The sequence below is a fragment of the Aminobacter sp. MSH1 genome, from assembly GCF_003071665.1.
GTDB classification, from domain to species: Bacteria; Pseudomonadota; Alphaproteobacteria; order Rhizobiales; family Rhizobiaceae; genus Aminobacter; species Aminobacter niigataensis.
In genome coordinates, this window is the sequence record NZ_CP026265.1 from 207,864 (window position 1) to 227,165 (window position 19,302).

At 65.1% G+C, this 19,302-nt stretch carries 22 protein-coding genes; 12 read left to right on the forward strand and 10 right to left on the reverse strand.

All coding sequences use genetic code 11. From position 1 onward, the window contains the following. Window positions 1–126 precede the first annotated feature (126 nt). From lptB to lptC, 3 genes are read right to left on the reverse strand one after another with little or no spacing between them, the layout of a single operon-like run. A complete protein-coding gene (gene lptB / locus CO731_RS01040) occupies window positions 127–948 on the reverse strand; it encodes an LPS export ABC transporter ATP-binding protein (RefSeq protein ID WP_108605563.1) in 822 nt (273 codons plus the stop codon). Further along, on the reverse strand, window positions 948–1,529 hold the full coding sequence (locus tag CO731_RS01045; protein WP_199914530.1) for an LptA/OstA family protein: 582 nt from the start codon (window positions 1,527–1,529) through the stop codon (window positions 948–950). Before CO731_RS01045 ends, lptB begins: the two co-directional genes overlap by 1 nt. Next, window positions 1,498–2,217: an LPS export ABC transporter periplasmic protein LptC gene (lptC, locus tag CO731_RS01050; protein ID WP_108605565.1), complete on the reverse strand. Its 720-nt coding sequence runs from the start codon at window positions 2,215–2,217 to the stop codon at window positions 1,498–1,500. Before lptC ends, CO731_RS01045 begins: the two co-directional genes overlap by 32 nt. 267 nt (window positions 2,218–2,484) lie before the next feature. Here lptC and sppA point away from each other — a divergent pair, with 267 nt between their 5' ends. From sppA to CO731_RS01110, 12 genes are all read left to right on the forward strand, one after another. Then, window positions 2,485–3,459, forward strand: a complete 975-nt coding sequence (sppA, locus tag CO731_RS01055; protein ID WP_108605566.1) for a signal peptide peptidase SppA — start codon at window positions 2,485–2,487, stop codon at window positions 3,457–3,459. Window positions 3,460–3,501: 42 nt separating this feature from the next. Beyond that, on the forward strand, window positions 3,502–3,786 hold the full coding sequence (locus CO731_RS01060; protein ID WP_055981346.1) for an integration host factor subunit beta: 285 nt from the start codon (window positions 3,502–3,504) through the stop codon (window positions 3,784–3,786). Between the two features lie 41 nt (window positions 3,787–3,827). Then, window positions 3,828–4,157 (forward strand): lipopolysaccharide assembly protein LapA domain-containing protein, encoded by a 330-nt coding sequence (locus tag CO731_RS01065; RefSeq protein WP_108605567.1) that lies wholly within the window; start codon window positions 3,828–3,830, stop codon window positions 4,155–4,157. A 39-nt stretch (window positions 4,158–4,196) separates the two neighbouring features. Beyond that, window positions 4,197–5,162: an ornithine cyclodeaminase family protein gene (locus CO731_RS01070; protein ID WP_108605568.1), complete on the forward strand. Its 966-nt coding sequence runs from the start codon at window positions 4,197–4,199 to the stop codon at window positions 5,160–5,162. A gap of 159 nt (window positions 5,163–5,321) precedes the next feature. Then, the gene (locus tag CO731_RS01075; protein WP_108605569.1) at window positions 5,322–6,413 is read left to right on the forward strand and encodes a class I SAM-dependent rRNA methyltransferase; all 1,092 of its coding nucleotides are present in this window, start codon (window positions 5,322–5,324) and stop codon (window positions 6,411–6,413) included. Further along, entirely contained in the window at window positions 6,410–7,246 is an 837-nt protein-coding gene (locus tag CO731_RS01080; RefSeq protein ID WP_108605570.1) for an RNA methyltransferase, read from the forward strand. Before CO731_RS01075 ends, CO731_RS01080 begins: the two co-directional genes overlap by 4 nt. A 9-nt stretch (window positions 7,247–7,255) precedes the next feature. Next, window positions 7,256–7,747 (forward strand): signal peptidase II, encoded by a 492-nt coding sequence (lspA, locus tag CO731_RS01085; RefSeq protein WP_108605571.1) that lies wholly within the window; start codon window positions 7,256–7,258, stop codon window positions 7,745–7,747. 355 nt (window positions 7,748–8,102) lie between these two features. Beyond that, window positions 8,103–8,801 carry an SH3 domain-containing protein gene (locus CO731_RS01090; protein ID WP_159091513.1) on the forward strand — a complete coding sequence of 233 codons (699 nt, stop codon included), beginning with the start codon at window positions 8,103–8,105 and terminating at the stop codon, window positions 8,799–8,801. A 91-nt stretch (window positions 8,802–8,892) separates the two neighbouring features. Beyond that, window positions 8,893–11,181 carry an ATP-binding protein gene (locus CO731_RS01095; protein ID WP_108605573.1) on the forward strand — a complete coding sequence of 763 codons (2,289 nt, stop codon included), beginning with the start codon at window positions 8,893–8,895 and terminating at the stop codon, window positions 11,179–11,181. Between the two features lie 150 nt (window positions 11,182–11,331). Then, window positions 11,332–12,213 (forward strand): GNAT family N-acetyltransferase, encoded by an 882-nt coding sequence (locus CO731_RS01100; RefSeq protein WP_108605574.1) that lies wholly within the window; start codon window positions 11,332–11,334, stop codon window positions 12,211–12,213. 4 nt (window positions 12,214–12,217) lie between these two features. Next, on the forward strand, window positions 12,218–12,571 hold the full coding sequence (locus CO731_RS01105; protein WP_108609558.1) for an MmcQ/YjbR family DNA-binding protein: 354 nt from the start codon (window positions 12,218–12,220) through the stop codon (window positions 12,569–12,571). Between the two features lie 26 nt (window positions 12,572–12,597). Beyond that, window positions 12,598–13,065 (forward strand): SRPBCC family protein, encoded by a 468-nt coding sequence (locus tag CO731_RS01110; protein WP_108605575.1) that lies wholly within the window; start codon window positions 12,598–12,600, stop codon window positions 13,063–13,065. A 54-nt stretch (window positions 13,066–13,119) separates the two neighbouring features. Here CO731_RS01110 and CO731_RS01115 read toward each other — a convergent pair whose 3' ends face one another. The 7 genes from CO731_RS01115 to CO731_RS01145 form a co-directional block, all read right to left on the reverse strand. Beyond that, the gene (locus CO731_RS01115) at window positions 13,120–14,421 is read right to left on the reverse strand and encodes an NAD(P)/FAD-dependent oxidoreductase (protein WP_108605576.1); all 1,302 of its coding nucleotides are present in this window, start codon (window positions 14,419–14,421) and stop codon (window positions 13,120–13,122) included. A 67-nt stretch (window positions 14,422–14,488) separates the two neighbouring features. Then, complete coding sequence (locus CO731_RS01120; protein WP_108605577.1) at window positions 14,489–15,121, reverse strand: trimeric intracellular cation channel family protein; 633 nt, start codon at window positions 15,119–15,121, stop codon at window positions 14,489–14,491. 121 nt (window positions 15,122–15,242) lie between these two features. Further along, window positions 15,243–15,875: a nucleotide exchange factor GrpE gene (gene grpE, locus CO731_RS01125; RefSeq protein WP_108605578.1), complete on the reverse strand. Its 633-nt coding sequence runs from the start codon at window positions 15,873–15,875 to the stop codon at window positions 15,243–15,245. A gap of 12 nt (window positions 15,876–15,887) precedes the next feature. Further along, on the reverse strand, window positions 15,888–16,364 hold the full coding sequence (locus tag CO731_RS28530; RefSeq protein ID WP_159091514.1) for a hypothetical protein: 477 nt from the start codon (window positions 16,362–16,364) through the stop codon (window positions 15,888–15,890). Next, on the reverse strand, window positions 16,337–16,876 hold the full coding sequence (locus CO731_RS01135; protein WP_108605580.1) for a DUF934 domain-containing protein: 540 nt from the start codon (window positions 16,874–16,876) through the stop codon (window positions 16,337–16,339). Before CO731_RS01135 ends, CO731_RS28530 begins: the two co-directional genes overlap by 28 nt. Window positions 16,877–16,886: 10 nt before the next feature. Continuing rightward, complete coding sequence (locus tag CO731_RS01140) at window positions 16,887–17,645, reverse strand: phosphoadenylyl-sulfate reductase (protein WP_108605581.1); 759 nt, start codon at window positions 17,643–17,645, stop codon at window positions 16,887–16,889. Further along, window positions 17,620–19,290 carry a nitrite/sulfite reductase gene (locus tag CO731_RS01145; RefSeq protein ID WP_108605582.1) on the reverse strand — a complete coding sequence of 557 codons (1,671 nt, stop codon included), beginning with the start codon at window positions 19,288–19,290 and terminating at the stop codon, window positions 17,620–17,622. The genes CO731_RS01140 and CO731_RS01145 overlap by 26 nt, the downstream gene beginning before the upstream one ends. Window positions 19,291–19,302 lie beyond the last annotated feature (12 nt).

The following is a 19,302-nucleotide window of genomic DNA, read 5'->3' on the forward strand; positions in this document are numbered from 1 at the left end:
TGCATGTCAAGCAGATTGGGGCTTCGCCGACGCTATTTGCGGCGCAGGACACCCTCGGCATGCCAAGCAGACACGCCATGGCAACATACCGCTGCCCGGTTCGCGCGCAGGCTGTGCAATCGCCAGCTAGAGGGTAAAACCCTCGCCGAGATAGAGGCGGCGGACGTCGGGATTGGCGACGACCTCATCAGCGCGGCCGTGGGTCAGCACCTCGCCGGCATGGATGATGTAGGCGCGGTCGATGAGGCCGAGCGTCTCGCGAACGTTGTGGTCGGTGATCAGGACGCCGATTCCGCGCTTGGTCAGGTGGCGGACGAGCTGCTGGATGTCGGCGACGGCGATCGGGTCGATGCCGGCAAAGGGCTCGTCGAGCAGCATGTAGTTAGGCCGGCTGGCGAGAGCCCGCGCAATCTCGAGCCGCCGCCGCTCGCCGCCCGAAAGGGCGATCGCCGGGGCCTTGCGCAGGTGGCTGATGTGGAATTCCTCGAGCAGCGCATCGAGCGACTTCTCGCGCTCCTTGCGGCTCTTCTCGACCACTTCGAGAATGGCTCGGATGTTGTTTTCGACCGAAAGGCCGCGGAAGATCGAGGCTTCCTGCGGCAGGTAGCCGATGCCGAGGCGCGCACGGCGATACATCGGCATCTGCGTGACGTCGAAACCGTCGATCTCGATCGTGCCCTGGTCGACCGGCACGAGGCCGGTCACCATGTAGAAGCAGGTCGTCTTGCCGGCGCCGTTGGGGCCGAGCAGGCCGACGGCTTCGCCGGCACGCACGCCCAGCGTCACGCCCGACACCACCTGCCTGCCCTTGTAGCTCTTGGTCAGGCCCTTGGCGATCAGGGTGCCCTTGAACTTGCCGTTCCTGGCACTGCCCATCGTCGCGGGCGCGGCGAGTTCCTGCGCCGAGCCAGGCTTCAGACGCGACAACAGCGGGGATGCCTCCGTCATTATTTCTTCTGCGAACCCGGCGTGATCGACATCATGACGCGGCCGTTGCCCTTGGCGCCCTTGTTACAGCCGTCGACCTGGGCAAGACCAGTCTTCATCTGGACGGTGAGCTTGCAGCCGACGAGCACGTTGTCGCCTTCGGACAGGACGACTTCCTTGCCCGACATCACCAACACCTCGGTCTTCATGTCGAAGGTGCCGCGATCACCGGTGGCAACCTGCTTGTCGGACTTCACATAGACCTTGTCATCGACTTCGAGCCGATCGATGTTGGCCGAACCGGTGGCCGCCGAGCCGCCATCCTTGGCGTAGTAGACGGTCATCTTGCCCGACTTCATCACCGTCGGGCCCTGGGTGACGCTGACATTGCCGGTGAAGATCGCCAGATTCTCCGATTCGCGGACCTCAAGCTTGTCGCTCTCGATCTGGATCGGCTGGTCGCCCGACAGCTTGAGGCCCGAAAGCCTGCTCTGGCTGTCCTGGGCGTAAGCACCCGTCACGCCAAGCGCCACCCCTGCGCATGCTAGGGCGGCCAATGACCGCCAAGACCTAATTTGCCGCACTCCCGCCTCCGCTGCCATTCTGTGCCGCCTTCATTCGCGCCGGATCAATGTCCATGCGCACACGCTTCTCGAAGACGACCACCTTGCCGTTCTCAAGCATCGACATCGAATCGGACGTGATCTTCGAACCGTCAAGGGTTATTTCGACCGGTTCGTCGGTCTTCATCGCACCGCTGCCCATGTCGAGATACGCCGATTTAAGCTTGGCGACCATGCCGTCGCTGGTCGTTACGGTTACTTGTTCGGTCAGGTTGAGCGTATTGCCTACGCGGTCGTAGACGCCGCGTGCCGCATCGACCTCGGCGACGTTGTCTGCGGAGAGCGGCAGATTGGCGTCAATGCCATGCAATTCGACGACGCCCTGGTTGGCCGGATCCTGAACCGCGCGCTCGGCTGTCATCGAATAGGGCAGATTGTCCCGGGTGAAACCGCTGAGCTGGGGCTTGGCCATCACCAGCTTGCCCTCCGAGAAGGCGGCTCCTTCGGCCTTGACCTGGAGGGAGGGCGGTGCGGCAAGATAGGAATAGCCGCCGAACAGGACGGCAAGCGCCACCGCGGCTGCCGGCAAGGCGCGCTTGAGGACGCGGACCCGGCGCGAATGGCGCGCGGCAAGATCGAAGGCATCGGCGCGCGACGTCGCAAGCGCGATCGCGGTGTCCACCGCAACGCCGCTTCCGCCGCCGCTCGTCTCGATTGGTCGCGCCAACGCAAATGTCCTTCTTCGAACTATTCCAGGCCGCCTTCAGGCCGGCACGGTGAAACGGATGAAAGCCACAAAAATATGACCATAAGGTCAAAGAGTTGCGGCCGGACGCGCAATAGACGCGCATCCGGCTGCCGAAATGCAAACCCGAATATGGCTATTTACCTTACAAATCCAAGGTCCCGCAACGGCAGCTGCGTCAGGAAAGCGGTGGCTCTCGCCAAACCGTTGCGATAAAAGCGCAGGCTTGCACAGCATGCGAGGCCCGCAATGTCCATGAAAGCCGACGATCTGATCGACCGACGCCGGTTGCGGCGCAAGCTCACTTTCTGGCGTATCGCAGCCTTCCTCATCGCCGGACTGGCCATTGTCGGCCTGTCGACATGGCTTGCCGGCGAGAGAATTCCCGGTGTGGCCAGCGATCATATCGCCAAGGTCAAGATCGAAGGCACCATCACCGAGGACGAGGACCTGCTCGACCGGCTCGACCAGGTGCGCAAGTCCAGTTCGGTCAAGGGCGTGATCCTGTCGATCGATTCGCCCGGAGGCACCACCGCCGGCGGCGAGGCGATCTTCGATGCCGTTCGCAAGCTGGCCGCCGAAAAGCCTGTCGTCGCCCAGGTCGGTACGCTAGCAGCATCGGCCGGCTACATGATCGCCTCGGCTTCCGACCACATCGTGGCGCGAAAGTCGTCGATCGTCGGCTCGATCGGCGTGCTCGTACAGTTTCCCGACCTCACCGGCCTCATGGACAAGCTCGGCATCAAGCTGGAAGAAGTGAAGTCGTCGCCGCTGAAGGCCGAGCCCTCGCCCTTCAACCCGACGACCGAGGAAGAACGCGCGATGATGCGCAACATGATCCTCGACAGCTACGACTGGTTCGTCGGCATCGTCGCCGAGCGCCGTTCGATGTCGAAGGCGGAAGCCACCGCGCTCGCCGACGGTTCGGTATTCACCGGGCGCCAGGCGCTTGCCAAGAAGCTGATCGACGAGGTCGGCGGCGAAGACCAGGCCATCGCATGGCTCGGCACCAAGGGTGTCGACGCCAGGCTGTCGGTGGTCGAATGGAAGCCGGCAGGCAGCGGCAGCATGTTCCTGCCGCGCGCACTGGCGCAGGCGCTGGGCCGCACGCTCGGCGTCGGCGACTTCTCCGCCGAACTGCTCAGGGAAATGGGCGCGGAACGCTTGTTCCTTGACGGTATGCTGTCGCTCTGGCAGGCTGAAAAAGCCGTGTCAGGCGACTGAAAAACAAGCAAAATCATCATAATTTCGACGGGGACCGCGCTCATGATCAAGTCTGAACTGGTGCAAATCATTGCGACACGCAATCCGCATCTTTTCCTGCGGGATGTCGAGAACATCGTCAGCGCCATCTTCGACGAAATCACCGATGCGCTGGCCGACGGCAACCGTGTCGAACTGCGCGGCTTCGGCGCGTTCTCGGTCAAGAACCGTCCGGCCCGCACCGGCCGCAACCCGCGCACCGGCGAATCCGTCGAGGTCGAGGAAAAGTGGGTGCCGTTCTTCAAGACCGGCAAGGAGCTGCGCGAGCGGCTGAACTCGGCGAAATAGGCCGGCGTACGGCCACCCCGGGGGCTCAAACGGGAAGATTCATGTTCAATCGCTTCATGCTCATCGTGGTGTTCGTGCCGGTGGCGATCGTGCTCATCGCACTCGCCGTGGCCAACCGCGCCCCGACCGCCTTCACGCTCGATCCGTTCAACCCGGGCAACCCGGCGCTGACGGTTCAGGCACCGCTGTTCGTGCTGCTGTTCCTGGCGTTGGCGCTCGGCGTCATCCTCGGCGGCGCGGTGACCTGGTTCAAGCAGGGCCGCTACCGCAAGGTGGCGCGCCAGCGCGGTCTCGAAGCCGAAAGCCTGCGCCAGGCAGCGGCCCAGCGGCCTCCGGTTGCTCAAGGCCCGGCCCTGCCGCGCCCCAACTGATCCGCTCCGGCGCGTGAGCGCCTTTTCAAGGAGAATTCCATGCTGCACTTTTCGGCCGGCGACATCGACCGGGCGCTGACCTTTCCCGGATTGGTCGAGACATTGCGCACCGCCTTCCGCGAGGGCGCGGTGCAGCCGGTGCGCCACCATCACACCGTCGAGCGTGCCCAAGGCACCGATTCGACGCTGCTGCTGATGCCCGCCTGGACCGACTTCAAGGCTGCGGGCGCTGCCGCCGAGGGCCATATCGGCGTCAAGATCGTCACCGTCTCGCCCGACAACAACGACATCGCCAAGCCCGCCGTGGTCGGGCTCTACCTGCTGCTCGACGGGGTCACCGGCGAACCGCAGGCGCTGATGGATGGTCCGCGCCTGACGCAATGGCGCACGGCCTGCGCCTCGGCGCTGGCAGCAAGCTACCTGGCGCGCGAGGATGCCTCGAAGCTGCTGGTGATCGGCGCCGGCGCGCAGTGCCAGTTCCTTGCCCGCGCCCATGCCGCGGTGCGGCCGGTCAAGGAGATCCGCGTCTGGAACCGGACACTTGCCAACGCCGAGAAGCTTGCCGCCTCGCTGCGCGGCGACGGTTTTGAGGCGAAAGCCGTATCGGATCTCGACGCCGAGCTCGGATGGGCCGACATCATCACCGCCGGCACGATCTCGACGGTGCCGTTGGTCAAGGGCGCCAAGCTCAAGCCGGGAGCGCATGTCGACCTCGTCGGCGGCTTCACGCCGGGCATGCGCGAGGCCGACGACGACGCAATCGCCAAGGCCCGTGTCTATGTCGACACCCGCGCCGGCGCCACCAAGGAAGCCGGCGACATCGTCCAGCCGATTGCCGCGGGCGTGCTCAAGGCCGACGACATCGTCGCCGACCTGCACGAACTCGCCCGCGACCAGAAGCCGGCCCGCCAGTCGGCGGACGAGATCACCTTGTTCAAGTCGGTGGGCGCCGCACTCGAGGACCTCGCCGCCGGCATCGCCGTCTATAAGGCGCTTAAGGCATAGCCCCGCGAACCCTGGCGATCACAGAGCTGGCTTTCTGCTGCCGAACGCGCAGCTACGGCTCTGCCGGAAATCGTTCCGTCCGGGCGCGCGACCTCCCGTCAGGTTGCGGCGTGCGGTGCCCTGTGTCAAAAGCGGCCAATCGTCCGGAGAGATTTTTCCTTGAAGCACCCGCGTGACAAACGCCGCGACAGCCGCCCGCAGCCCTCCCGCAAGGGCGGTGCTGCGCCCGCGCAGGCGCGCGACCGCGTCGAACGGCCGGAACGCAAGCCGGAGCAGCAGCGCCTGGCTCCAAGACAGGACCATCAGCCGGAGCCGAAGGCGGAACCGCGCAAGCTGGTGCGCCGCGAAGGCGCCTTGCCGGCCGAACGCCTGCCGCTGATCCTCGAAGTCGCGCCCAACGACGATTATGCCCTGCTCGACAGCGGCGACGGCGAGAAGCTCGAACAATACGGCCCCTATCGCATCGTCCGGCCCGAGGGCCAGGCTATCTGGCAGCGCGCACTGCCGGCCAAGGAATGGGAGCGCGCCGACGCCGTCTTCACCGGCGACACCGACGAAGAAGGCCTTGGCCGCTGGCGTTTCCCGAAGGCACCGCTCGGCGAGACCTGGCCGATGCGCCATGACGGACTGCACTATCAGGGCCGCTTCACCTCGTTCCGCCATGTCGGCGTGTTTCCCGAGCAGGCGAGGCACTGGGACCACATGGCGCGGTTGATCGAGGACGCCAAACGCCCGGTCAAGGTGCTCAACCTGTTCGGCTACACCGGTGTGGCCTCGCTGGTCGCGGCACGCGCCGGCGCCGAAGTCACCCATGTCGACGCCTCCAAGAAGGCCATCGGCTGGGCCCGCGAGAACCAGGAGATGGCAGGCCTCGCCAACAAGCCGATCCGCTGGATCTGCGAGGACGCGATGAAATTCGTCGAGCGCGAGGAGCGCCGCAGCAGCCGCTACGACATCATCCTGTTCGATCCGCCGGCCTATGGCCGCGGCCCCAAGGGCGAGGTGTGGCAACTGTTCGAGAGCTTGCCCGCCATGACCGACATCTGCCGCTCGATCCTGACGCCGAAGCCGCTGGCAGTGGTACTGACGGCCTATTCGATCCGCGCCTCGTTCTTCGCCATCCATGCCCTGATGCGCGACACCTTCGCCGGCATGGGCGGCACCATCGAATCGGGCGAACTGGTCATCCGCGAGAAGTCGGCCGGCCGAGCCCTGTCCACATCGCTTTTCTCGCGCTGGGTAGCCCAATGAGCGAACACCGCACCGGGGCGCCCGGCCGCGTCAAGGAAGTGACGAGCCTGGCCAATCCGCTGGTCAAGGACATTAAGGCCCTGGCGCTCAAGAAATTCCGCGACCAGCAGAACGCCTTCATGGCCGAAGGCCTGAAGCTGGTCATCGACGCGCTCGATCTCGGCTGGACGATCAAGACGCTGATCTTCGCCAAGTCGGCGCTGGGCAACCAGGCCGTCGAGAAAGTCGCGGCGCGCACCGTCGCCTTGGGCGGCGACGTGCTCGAGGTCTCCGAAAAGGTGCTTACGGCGATCACCCGGCGCGACAATCCGCAGGCGGTGGTCGGCGTGTTCACGCAGCGCTTCGTGCCGCTCAAGGACATTCGCCCGCACAGCAATGACGTCTGGGTGGCGCTGGACCGGGTCCGCGACCCGGGAAATCTCGGCACCGTCATCCGCACCGTCGATGCCGTCGGCGCCAAGGGCGTGATCCTGGTCGGCGAAACCACCGACCCGTTCTCGCTCGAAACCGTGCGCGCGACGATGGGGTCGATCTTTGCCGTGCCGGTCGCCAAGACCACCCCCGAGGGCTTCCTCGCCTGGCGCAAGGATTTCCCCGGCACCGTCGCCGGCACACACCTCAAGGGCGCGGTCGACTATCGTTCCGTCGATTTCGGCAACCGCCCGGTGCTCCTGATGATGGGCAACGAGCAGCAGGGCCTGCCCGACAATCTGGCCAATGGCTGCGACAAGCTGCTGCGCATCCCGCAGGCGGGCCGCGCCGATTCGCTCAACCTGGCGGTGGCCACCGGCGTCATGCTGTTCGAGATCCGGCGCAACGCCCTGAAGCTTTAGGAGCCCCATGTGAAGCCAGCCGCATTCTATGGGCTCGTGACGATACTCGCCGTCGCACTCGACCAGTGGATCAAGCTGCTCGTCGAGACCATGCTCGTCATGCACGAGAAAGTGGACGTGCTGCCGTTCCTGGCGCTCTACCGCACCTACAATACCGGCATCGCCTTTTCGATGTTCTCAAACGTCGGCGATACCGGCCTCATCGTGCTGACCGGCATCGTCATCGCCTTTGTGAGCTACCTGGCCATCCGCACGACCCCGGCGCAGATCATATCCCGCTTCGGTTTCGCGCTGATCGTCGGCGGGGCGCTGGGCAATCTGATCGACCGCACCGTCTACGGCCACGTCATCGACTACATCCTGTTCCACACGCCGGTGTGGTCGTTCGCCATCTTCAATCTTGCCGACGTTTTCATCTCGGTCGGCGCAGCACTGGTCGTGCTCGACGAGTTCCTGGCGTGGCGGCGCAGCCGCCACCAGGCGGCCCCATCCGACGATTAATTCTGCCGTCGCACCGCCAATCCGGACCGAATCCGGGCCGGATCAAGTTGTCTTACGTTCAGTTATCTCTACGTGAAGTTAGACGGAATTTTCCCACAGACTTCATTTAGCGGTTAAGAATTTTTTGACGAAGGTCGCAATCGGGTCCAAGCTCTGCCACAATCGGTGATCATGGTGCGTTCGGCGGACGGGCCGAAAGGCACCGCCTAAACTGTCTTGCGGCCACGTGGCGAAGATTTGCGGGTCGAAACGACAGGTGGGGACGCTCGATATTGCGAGCGCTTGGGGCCTGAGTGGAGAGTTGCTTGTGAAAATGCCCTTCGGGTTGGGCGCAGCGAATCAGCCGCGCTCCGCTATGATGTTCACAAAGACCGAGACCGCCTCGTGGCGCGAGAACGCGCCTAACCGTGGCCTGGTCTGCGGCGTCCTGGCCATGACCGCGCTCATGAGCGTCACCGCCGTCTCTGCATTGTTCATCCTCCCGCATATGGGCCAGCAGTCCGTCGACGCGGTGCAGGAGATCCAGCAGGCCGCTGCCGAGCCGGCAAAAGAAAAGATCACAACCATTACAGCCGAACCAACCGGCCGCAAGGAGCGGGTTGCCACCTCGCGCAGTTCGATCCTGGTTTCGGAAGCGTCCGCGTCGGAAGCGTCCGACATGCCGCTGGCGGCCGATCCGCGCTGGGCGCAGGTCGTGGCCGCAGGCGCGACCCAGCCGCTCGAGGCGATGCCGGCAATCCCCGGCGCCGAAAAGGTGATCGCAAGGGATCTCAGCGAAACCGCACCACTCGCGCTGGCCGAAACCCACGCCGAGACCGATCCCGGCGAGACCTCAGCCGTCAAGGCGCTCCAGGCCGAGATAAAGACCACCGAGGGCACGCGCGGCGGCACGGTCAAACGCTCGGTGAACATGCGCGCCAAGCCCCAGAAAGGTGGCGCGGTCCTGGGCGTCATACCCGCCAAGACCGCAGTCGAAGTGGTCTCGTGCACGCAATGGTGCGAAATCGTTTTCAACGGCAAGCGCGGCTACGTCTACAAGAGCTACGTCCAGTAGTTCTCACGGTCACAGCCAAAAAGCGCGCGACCGCTAAAATTCGAACTATCCGCCCAAATCTTCCCTAAGCTCTCCGCGCTAGCATTCCGCCATGATGACGGATTCCGAGACCGCGGAAGGAACGACGACGCAAGGTGCCGCCGATATCGGCGCCGGCGCCGCGATATCGCACCGTCGCATCATCTCGCCGCCACCGCTGGCGCCGGAACTGCTGAAGGAGCCGCCGCGCGGCCTCTACTTCACCACCCTGGTCGCCGTGCTCGTCCTTGCCGGCCTTTCCCACCTGACCGGTGCGCCAGCGTTCATCAGCATCGGCCTGCTTGCGGCCGGCCTCAGCGGTCTGGTGCTGCTCGCCCGTAGCCTGGGCGAGCGTGAACGTGCCGCAGAAGCGATCAGCGAAAACGCCTCGCGCAGCCGCGCCGAGATCGAAACGCTCGCCGACCGCATGTGGGAATTGCAGGAAAGCGAGGAGCGTTTCCGCGGTCTCATCGACGCGCTCGGCGACCTGGTCGTGCACCGCGACCGCGACGGCCGCATCGTCTACGCCAACAAGGTGTTCGCCGAGCTTATCGGGCAGGACCAGCGCGACCTCGCCGGCCGCACCCTGTCTGAAATCGGCGTCGATGTCGGCGTGGTGCCGGATGCCGCCTTCTCGGAGGGGGAGTGCCTGAGCTCGACCGATGTCGGCATCCGCTCGGCGGGCATGGTGCGTTGGTTCTCGTGGATCGAGCTGTCGGTGCGCGACAAGACCAGCAACGCCGTGTCGCACCGGGCCATCGCCCGCGACATCACCGCCCGCAAGCGCGCCGAAACGGCGCTGATCAGCGCACGCGAGCGCGCCGAATATGCGAGCCAGGCCAAGTCACGCTTCCTCGCCACCGTCAGCCACGAAATCCGTACGCCGATGAACGGAATCATGGGCATGGCGAAGCTGCTCCACGACACCGAGCTTTCGCCCGAGCAGCGCACCTATGTCGGCGCAATCTCGACATCGGCAAGCGCCCTGCTCGCGCTGATCGAGGACCTGCTCGACTATTCCAAGATCGAGGCCGGCCGGTTCGACCCAGAGCCGCAGCCGATGTCGCCGCGCGAGATCGCCGACAACGTGGTCGAACTGCTGGCCGCGCGCGCCTACGGCAAGGGCATCGGCCTTGGCTGCCACGTCGCACCCGACGTGCCGCAGATGATCACCGCCGATCCCGGCCGCGTGCGCCAGGTGCTGCTCAATTTGATCGGCAACGCCATCAAGTTCACCGACGCCGGGGGCGTGCGCCTCACGGTCGAGCGGACCGGCGACGAACACCCCGGCAGGATCCGCTTCACCGTCACCGACACCGGCGCCGGCCTGCGCGCCGAGGACATGGAGCGCATCTTCGAGGAGTTCGAGCAGGGCGACGGCACCTCCACCCGCTCGCATGGCGGCGCCGGCCTCGGTCTTGCCATCTCCAAGCGGCTGGTCATGTCGATGGGCGGCACCATCGCCGCAAGGAGCATGCCCGGCGAAGGCTCGGAGTTCTTCTTCGACCTGCCCGCCTATGGCGCCACCGACGGAACGCCGGCCAAAACCGATGTCCTGGCCGGCCGCTGCGCCGTGATCCTGTCCAGGAACGCCACCGAGGCCGAAGCGATCGCCGACACCATCCGCGCCCATGGCGGTCGCGCCAATGTCGTCGTCACCCCGGAGCAGGCAGCCGCCATTTCCGACGGCTGCAATGCGATCCTCGTCGATGCGGCGATGGAAGAAAACGACGGCCGGGTGCTCAGGCAATTGCGCGAGAACGGCTTCGCGGCGAGCGAGGCCGTGACGCTGATTGCGCCTACCGACCGCGGCCTGCTGGGCGAATTGCGCGCCAGCGGCTACTCGACCTTCCTTGCCAGGCCGGTGCGCGCCGAGACCTTGCTGCGCGTGCTCTTGGCGAACCAGAATGGACTGCAGCCGCAGCCGACCAGCCGCCGCGCCGCGGCAAAGCCGGCTGCGAGCCGCCACCTGCAGGGGCTTTCGGTGCTGATCGCCGAAGATAACGAGATCAATGCCATGCTGGCCCGTGCGGCATTGTTGAAGGCGGGTCACCGGGTCGACGTCGTCAGCAACGGCAAGGCCGCCGTCGAAGCCGTGACAGGGGCCGCCCGCAAGCGCCGCTATGACGTCGTGCTGATGGACATGCACATGCCGGTGATGGACGGGCTGGACGCGATTTCGGCCATCCGCAGGCATGAAGAACAGCATGGCCTTGCCGCGGTGCCGATCCTCGTCCTGTCGGCCGACAGCCAGGAAAAGACCCGCCATGCCGTGCTTGCCCATGGCGCCAGTGGCTTTGTCACCAAGCCACTCGACCCCGACGTACTGATCAACCTTGTCGAGCAACGGGCGGCAGCCTGAACTACAACTGACTGATTTTCCTAGCCGGCTAGGCTCTCTTGCCGCCCGACCAAGTCTTGCCCGGGCGGGTCGATCACGATACTGTCACAATCCTGTAGCACCGACACCGTATCCCCGCGCCAGGAGGGATGGCTCGAAGGAGAATCACCCGTGCATACAGCCTTGCCGGACAGTGACACTCAGAAAGCCAATGGCGCCAAGGTGACCGTGCCTTCCAAACCTCTGTTGCCTGAAGCGCCGCTCGGACGGATCGGAACACTGGAGGTTCGCCTCGCCCGCAACGAATCAGAGATCGCGGCGGCCCAGGAAGTGCGCTATCGCGTGTTCTTCGACGAACTCGGTGCAAGGAAGCAGGCGCTGCACTCGATCGACCGACGCGATGCCGACCGGTTCGACGACATTTGCGACCATCTTCTCGTCTTCGACACGTCGATCAACGGCCCCGAGCATCGCCGTATCGTCGGCACCTACCGCCTGTTGCGCCAGGAGCGCGCTACCGAAGCCGGCGGCTTCTACTCCGACGACGAATTCGAGCTCAACAAGCTGATCGCCCGCCATCCCGGCCAGCGCTTCCTGGAACTCGGCCGCTCCTGCGTGCTGCCGGAATACCGCTCGAAGCGGACCATCGAGGCGTTATGGCAGGGCATCTGGGCCTATCTCAACCGCTACGACATCGACGTCATGACCGGCTGCGCCTCGTTCCACGGCACGGTGCCGGCGGCACATGCCGAGGCGCTGACCTATCTCGCCCATCACTGCCGCACCAGCGCCGACTGGGATGTGCGCGCGGTGGCCGGGCGCTATTGCCAGATGGACCTGATGCCGATCGAGGCGGTCAATGCCAAGGCGGCGATCTCGGCCATGCCGCCGCTGGTCAAGGGCTATCTGCGCGTCGGTGCCAAGATCGGCGACGGCTGCGTCATCGACCATGATTTCGGTACCGTCGACGTCTTTGTCGTCATGCCGGTCAAGGAAATCGGCACCCGCTACATCAATTACTATGGCGGGGAAACGCAGCGCTTCGCCGCTTAGCATCATGGCCGACAACCTCCAGCCCGCCTTCGACAAGCTGCGCGCAGCGGCCGAGGGGCTGGCGGAGGTGGTTGAGGGCACGTCCTACGGCACACCGTCTCTTCACGTCCGCAAGAAATTCCTCTGCCGCGTCAAGGATGCCGACACGGTCGCGGTGATGTGTGCGCTGGAAGAGAAGGAGATGCTGATGGAGGCCGATCCGCATCTCTATTTCGAGACCGCCCACTACAAGGGCTGGCCGGCAATGCTGGTGCGCATCCACGACATCCCGCTCGACCAGCTCAAGACACGCCTCGAACGCGCCTGGCTGATGCAGGCTCCCAAAAGCCTGGTCAAGGCGCGGCAAGCGATAGGCTGAGCGGCCGGGGAGACGGAGGAAGAATCATGACTTACACCCGGCGGACCGACACCGGCTCGAGGATCATCAAGGCTCCGCCAGCGGCCATCTATCGTGCGCTGGTGGACCCGGAGGCCGTGGCAAGCTGGCGCCCGCCAAAGGGCATGCGGGCCGAAATCCTGGCCTTCGAACCACGCGAAGGCGGCGCCTTTCGCATGACTTTCATCTACGAGGACGGTGGGGGACACGGGAAAACCACCGACAGCGCCGACGTCTTCGAGGGCCGTTTCGTCGAGCTGGTGCCCAACAGGCACGTCGTCGAGGTCATCGCGTTCGAATCGGATGACCCGGCCTTCGCAGGGACCATGCGGATCGTGACCACGCTGGAGCCTGTCGAAGGAGGCACCAATGTCACTGTCCGGTGCGAGGACGTGCCGCCTGGAATCGGCGAGGACGACCATCGCGAGGGCATCGCCTCTTCGCTCGAAAACCTCGCCGCTTTCACCGAAACGTAGGACGGGAACCCGGCTGGCGAACTGTGGCATGGTCCATGATCGGCGCGGGCGGTATCAGCTAATCCTGCCGGGCCCGGGCGGCTCGGCCTGCTTGCCGAGCGACAGGTCGGCGGCCTCGCCCTGGGTGATCAGCCGCGCGCTCCGCTGGTTGCGGGCGTGAATCCAGAGCCAGTTGATCGCCACGCTCAACCGGGCGCGCGAGCCGATGAGGAAGTAGATATGGGCGGCACCCCATAGCCACCACGCCAATGCGCCACGCAGCTTGAGGCGGCCGAAGTCGATCACCGCGCGCCGTTTGCCGATCTGGGCAAGGCTTCCCTGGTGGCGATAGTGGAAGGGCATAGGCTCGATCTTGCCACCCAGCCGTGCCTTGATGATGCCGGCGACATGCTTGCCCTCCTGCTTGGCGGCAGGCGCAATGCCCGGAACGGGCTTGCCGGTCGGGCCTACCACCGTCACCACGTCGCCAATGGCGAAAATGTCGGGATGACCGGGCACCGTCAGGTCGGGCATCACCTCGAGGCGCCCTGCCCTGTCGGCCGGCGCATCCAGCCACTCGGCGGCGGGCGAGGCCCGCACGCCGGCGGCCCAGATGATGGTTCTGGTGGCCAGGCGAACGTCGCCATAGGCGACGCTGTCAGCCGTGCAGTCGGAAACCGCGCGACCGAGCTCGACCTCGACGCCGAGCTTGCGCAGCGAACGAAGGGCGTAGTCCGAGAGATCGTCGGGAAAGCCTGCCAGCACCCGCGGTCCGGCCTCGATCAGCACGACGCGGGCCCTGGCGGTGTCGATGTTGCGAAACTCCCGCCGCAGCGTGTCCCGCGCCAGCTCGGCGATCGTTCCGGCCATTTCCACGCCGGTTGGACCGGCGCCAACGATGACGAAGGTCAGCAACGCCGCCTGCCTAGTTGGGTCGGTCTCGCGCTCGGCCTGCTCGAACGCCATCAGTATGCGCCGCCGGATGGTCGTTGCATCCTCGAGGGTCTTCAGGCCAAGTGCGAAAGGCTCCCATTCGTCATGGCCGAAATAGGCGTGGCGGGCGCCGGGCGCCAGCACCAGCGTGTCGTAGGGCACCGTCTTGCCGTCCTGGAGCAACACGTGCCGGCGCGCGGCATCGACGCCCGTCACATTCGCCAGCACCGTCGTAACCTCGGGCCTGTCCCGCACCACCGAGCGGATCGGCCAGGCAATCTCCGATGTCGCCAGCGAGGCGGTGGCCACCTGATAGAGCAGAGGCTGAAACAGGTGATGGTTGCGCCGGTCGATGAGGGTGATGCCGACAGGCGCGCCGGCCAGCGCCTTGACGACTTCCAGACCGCCGAAGCCCGCGCCGACGACCACTACTCGATGCTGCATGGATGCTGTCCTCTGCCTTCCCTAGGCATAGTAGAGCCAGCCTCGCGGGCAGGTATAGCTCCGAAGATCATGGAATGTCTTCCGGCCTCCGCCCAGGGCGGCTGCGGTAGGCCGGGAAGGTCCAGCCGAATTTCAGCGCACCGCCACGCACCATGAAGGCGGCGACAAAGGCGACGACCGCCGACACCTCGGGCGGCAGGTCGGCGAGCTCGGCCAGCGTGTAGATGCCTGCCCCCACCATCGCCGCCGAGACATAGATCTCGGGCTTGAGCAGGACCGACGGCTCGCCGGCGAGCAGGTCGCGCAGGATGCCGCCAAAGGTCGCCGTCAGCATGCCCATGATGATGGCAACCGTCGGCGAGCCGGTGGCTTCCAGGCCTTTCGCCGCACCGATGGCGGCATAGGCGGCCATGCCCAGGGCATCGAGCCAGAGCAGCAGCTTGTAGCGGGATTCGACAAGATGAGCGGTGAAGAAGACAAGCACCGCGATCGCGGCGCAGACCAGCACATAGGCCGGGTTGACCACCCAGAAAACCGGCAAGCCAAGGATGACGTCGCGGACCGTTCCGCCGCCGATTCCGGTGAAACTCGCCAGGAACAGGAAGCCGATGACATCGAGCTCTTTGCGCGAGGCGGCAAGCGCGCCCGTGGCGGCAAACACCGCCACGCCGGCATAGTCGAGGTAGAGCAGCGGATTCATGAAGGGAGCGAATAGGCAGTAGTGAGTAGCGAATAAAAGAAGAGCATTGCAGGCACCCCGGCTTTACAGCCACATTACCCGCCAATTCCCTATTCGCTACTCCCTATTCGCTATTCGCTGCCTACGCGTCCTTCTCGGCCTGCTCGTTGACCGGGCCGGGCTCCGCCGGAGCCTCGGCGACATGCTTGGGGCCGCCCTTGGCGACACCGACCATGGCCGGACGCAGCACGCGATCACCGATGGTGTAGCCGGACTGCACGACCTGCACGACCGTATTGGCCGGCACGTCGGGGTTGGGCACCTCGAACATCGCCTGGTGGAAATTGGGATCGAACTTCTCGCCCTGCGGGTCGAGCTTGCGCACGCCATGGCGTTCCAGGGCCGTCAGCATGGCACGCTCGGTCACCTCGACGCCTTCGATGAGGCTTGCGAGGCCCGCGCCACCGGCAGCCTTGGCCTCATCGGAAACCGCTTCGATGGCGCGGCGCAGATTGTCGGAAACCGAAAGCATGTCGCGGGCGAAGTTGGCCACCGAATAGGCACGGGCATCCTGAACGTCGCGCGCGGTGCGGCGGCGCAGGTTCTCCATCTCGGCAACCGTGCGCAGGGCGCGGTCCTTCAGTTCCTCGTTTTCTTTCAGCAGCCGCACGACGGCTTCATAATCGCCATCGACGCCGCCCTCGATCTTTTCGGCCTGGGCCTCGACAGCCGCCGTCTCGTCGGGCGCGCGTTCGTCTTTTGCCTGGTCGCTCATCGCCAATTCCCGTTATTCGGATACGTTGGAAGTTGCGCCCGATATCGAGGTTCGGGGGCCAAAAATCAAGGGGGCAAGGGCCGCCGGGCGCGATGCCGCGCCCTTTCGCCGCCCCGAGCGGCGGTCCGGCAAGCCCCCATACTTCAATGTTAATTCAAGTTTTACCATAGAGGCCGACCATTGCCATGGCGGGCGATCGATTTGGGAACCATTTGCATTTGGCAGGAGTTTTGCCGAGGAAGGAACAGGTCCTTTGCCATGCCGAGCAGACGCATCAACAAAATCGCAACAGCCAAGTTGGCGACCAACATCCGAGGCGAACTGGCCACGGAAAGCAATCTGCGCGTTCTGGAAGCGTTGCCGGCATTCCAGGCTGAGGACGATCTGCCACAAAAGCTTCGCCGCCTGCTCGACAGGCTGGAAGCGGCTGAGCGGACGCAACCTCATCCAAAACCCTAGATTCAGGCTTTGGCCTGCACCCGTCGCCATGAATAGCCGGCACCCTTGTCCGCCGGCTTCGTCGCGGGCTGATAGTGCAACGGCAAGCCGCCGACCTGCCCCGCTTCAAGCCGCTTCAGCAGCACCGGATGCGACACCTCGAACTCGTCGAAGCCCACCCTCAGCATATGCGGCAACTGATCAATCAATACCTGGCCGGTCGCACGAACGGCACCATCGAAGCCGTGGCGGCTGCGCAGCAGTTCGGCCTTCGAGAAGGAACGTCCGTCGTTGAAGGCCGGAAAGGCAAGCGCCACCAGCGACAGCTGGTCGAGCAGGTCCACGATCGACTCCAACTGGTCACCCGGCTGCAGCAGCACGCCAATGCGCTCCTTGGCGGCCTCGCGTTGCTGGGGATCGAGTTCGAGGAAGGCGGGCAGCGACAGGATGACCCGGCTGTTGCCGGCCAGGGCACCGGCATCCTCGGCATGGATCCAGCCGTCGTCGCGGAAACCCTCCGGGGTCCAGAGGCGGGTCTTGGTCTCCGGTGTCACGTCGGTCATTGCAGAATTCCTAGAGGGATGCGTCGGTCAGCGACTGTTCGAGGCCGGAGAGATGTATACCACATTCGGTCTTGCCCTGGCCTGCCCAGCGCCCGCTGCGGGCATCCTCGCCGGGCTTGACCGGCTGGGTGCACGGGAAGCAGCCGATCGACAGGTAACCGTAGGCGACCAGCGGGTTCTCGCGCAAGGCATGCTTGCGCATGTAGTCGGCAAGATCCGAGGTCGTCCAGCGCGCCAGCGGATTGATGCGGAAGCGCGGGCCGATCTGCTCGATCACCGGCAAGGCCGCGCGCGTCGACGCCTGGAACCGCTTGCGGCCGGTGAACCAGGCACTGAAGGGCTCGACGCCGCGGGCCATCGGCTCGACCTTGCGCACGTCGCAGCAGGCGTCGGTGCTGGTCTGGTGGAGATTGCCGGTCGGGTCGATGCGCGCCAGGGCCGCCTCGTCGGGGGTGATGACCCGGATGTCGGTCAGGCCGAAATCGGCGGCCAGCGCGTCGCGATAGTCGAGCGTTTCGCCGAAATGCTTGCCGGTGTCGAGGAAGATCACCGGCAGGTTGCGGTCGACTTCGGCGATCAGGTGCAGCAGCACCGCCGAATCTGCGCCGAACGAGGAAACGGCGGCAATTTCGCCGGCAAAGCGGTCGCCGGCCGTGCGCTCGATGATCTCCAGGGGCGAAAGGTTCCCATAGAGCGCGTCAAGCGATGCGGCTTCGGCCAGAACCTGCGCTTCGATGTCGGCGTCAGGCTGCCTTGGCTTCGCTAGCATAAAGCGCCTCCTTGAACGGCGCCGGGCCGATGCGGCGATAGGCGTCGAGGAACTTTTCCGACCGGTCGAGCCGGATTGCAAGATAGGTCTCGACGATCGTCTCGATGGCATCGGTGATCTCTTCCGGGCCGAAGCCGCGGCCGATGATCTCGCCGACCGAGGTATGCTCGTCGGCCGAACCGCCGAGCGTCACCTGGTAGAGCTCCGCGCCCTTCTTCTCGACGCCGAGAATGCCGATATGGCCGACATGGTGGTGGCCGCAGGCGTTGATGCAGCCGGAGATCTTGAGCTTCAGCTCGCCGATGTCGCGCTGGCGCTCGAGCGAGGCGAAGCGCTTCGAGATTTCCTGCGCCACCGGGATCGAGCGGGCATTGGCCAGCGCGCAATAGTCGAGGCCCGGGCAGGCGATAATGTCGCTGATCAGGTTCGAATTCGCGGTGGCGAGGTCGATCGCCACCACCGCGTCGTAGACCGCCTTGAGGTCGGCGCGGGCGACATGCGGCAGGATCAGGTTCTGCTCGTGGCTGACGCGGATCTCGTCGAAGCCGTACTTCTCGGCGATGTCGGCGACGGCCTCCATCTGGCTGTCGGTGGCGTCGCCCGGCACCTCGCCTATGCCCTTGAGCGAAATCGTGACGGCAGCATAGTCGGGATTGCGGTGGGTGAAGACGTTCTGGTCGATCCAGTCGCCGAAGCTCTTGGAATCAAGCCGCGCTAGCTTGACGGCCTCATCGCCCTCGGGGCGCGCCGCAAGCGCCGGCGGCGCGAAATAGGCCTGGATCGCAGCGACATCGGCTTCCGGCAGCTTGAGCTCGCCGTCCTTCAGCGCCTGCCATTCGGCGTCGACCTGACGCGTGATCTCGTCGACGCCGGTCTCGTGGACCAGTATCTTGATGCGCGCCTTGTACTTGTTGTCGCGGCGGCCATGGAGATTGTACACGCGCAAGATCGCCGTGGTGTAGGAGAGCAGGTGTTCCTCTGGCAGGAAGTCGCGGATCTTCCTGGCGACCATCGGCGTACGGCCCTGGCCGCCGCCGATATAGACGGCGAAGCCAAGCTCGCCCTTGTCGTTTTTCTTGAGATGCAGGCCGATGTCGTGGGTCTGGATGGCGGCACGGTCGCGCTCGGCACCGGTCACCGCGATCTTGAATTTGCGCGGCAGATAGGAGAACTCCGGATGCACCGACGACCACTGGCGCAGGATCTCGGCATAGGGACGCGGATCGGCAACCTCGTCGGCGGCGGCGCCGGCGAAGTGGTCCGCGGTGACGTTGCGGATGCAGTTGCCCGAGGTCTGGATGGCGTGCATCTCGACCGAAGCGAGGTCGGCGAGGATCGCTGGAATATCCGACAGAGCCGGCCAGTTGAACTGGATGTTCTGGCGCGTGGTGAAGTGGCCGTAGCCCTTGTCGTATTTGCGGGCGACGTGGCCGAGCATGCGCATCTGCTTCGAGTTCAACGTGCCGTAGGGCACGGCGATGCGCAGCATGTAGGCGTGGAGCTGGAGATAGACGCCGTTCATTAGGCGCAGCGGACGGAACTGATCCTCGGTGATCTCGCCACCAAGGCGGCGCTCGACCTGGTCGCTGAATTCGGCGACGCGGGCCTTCACGAAATCATGGTCGAACTCGTCGTAACGGTACATGGTCGTCTTCCG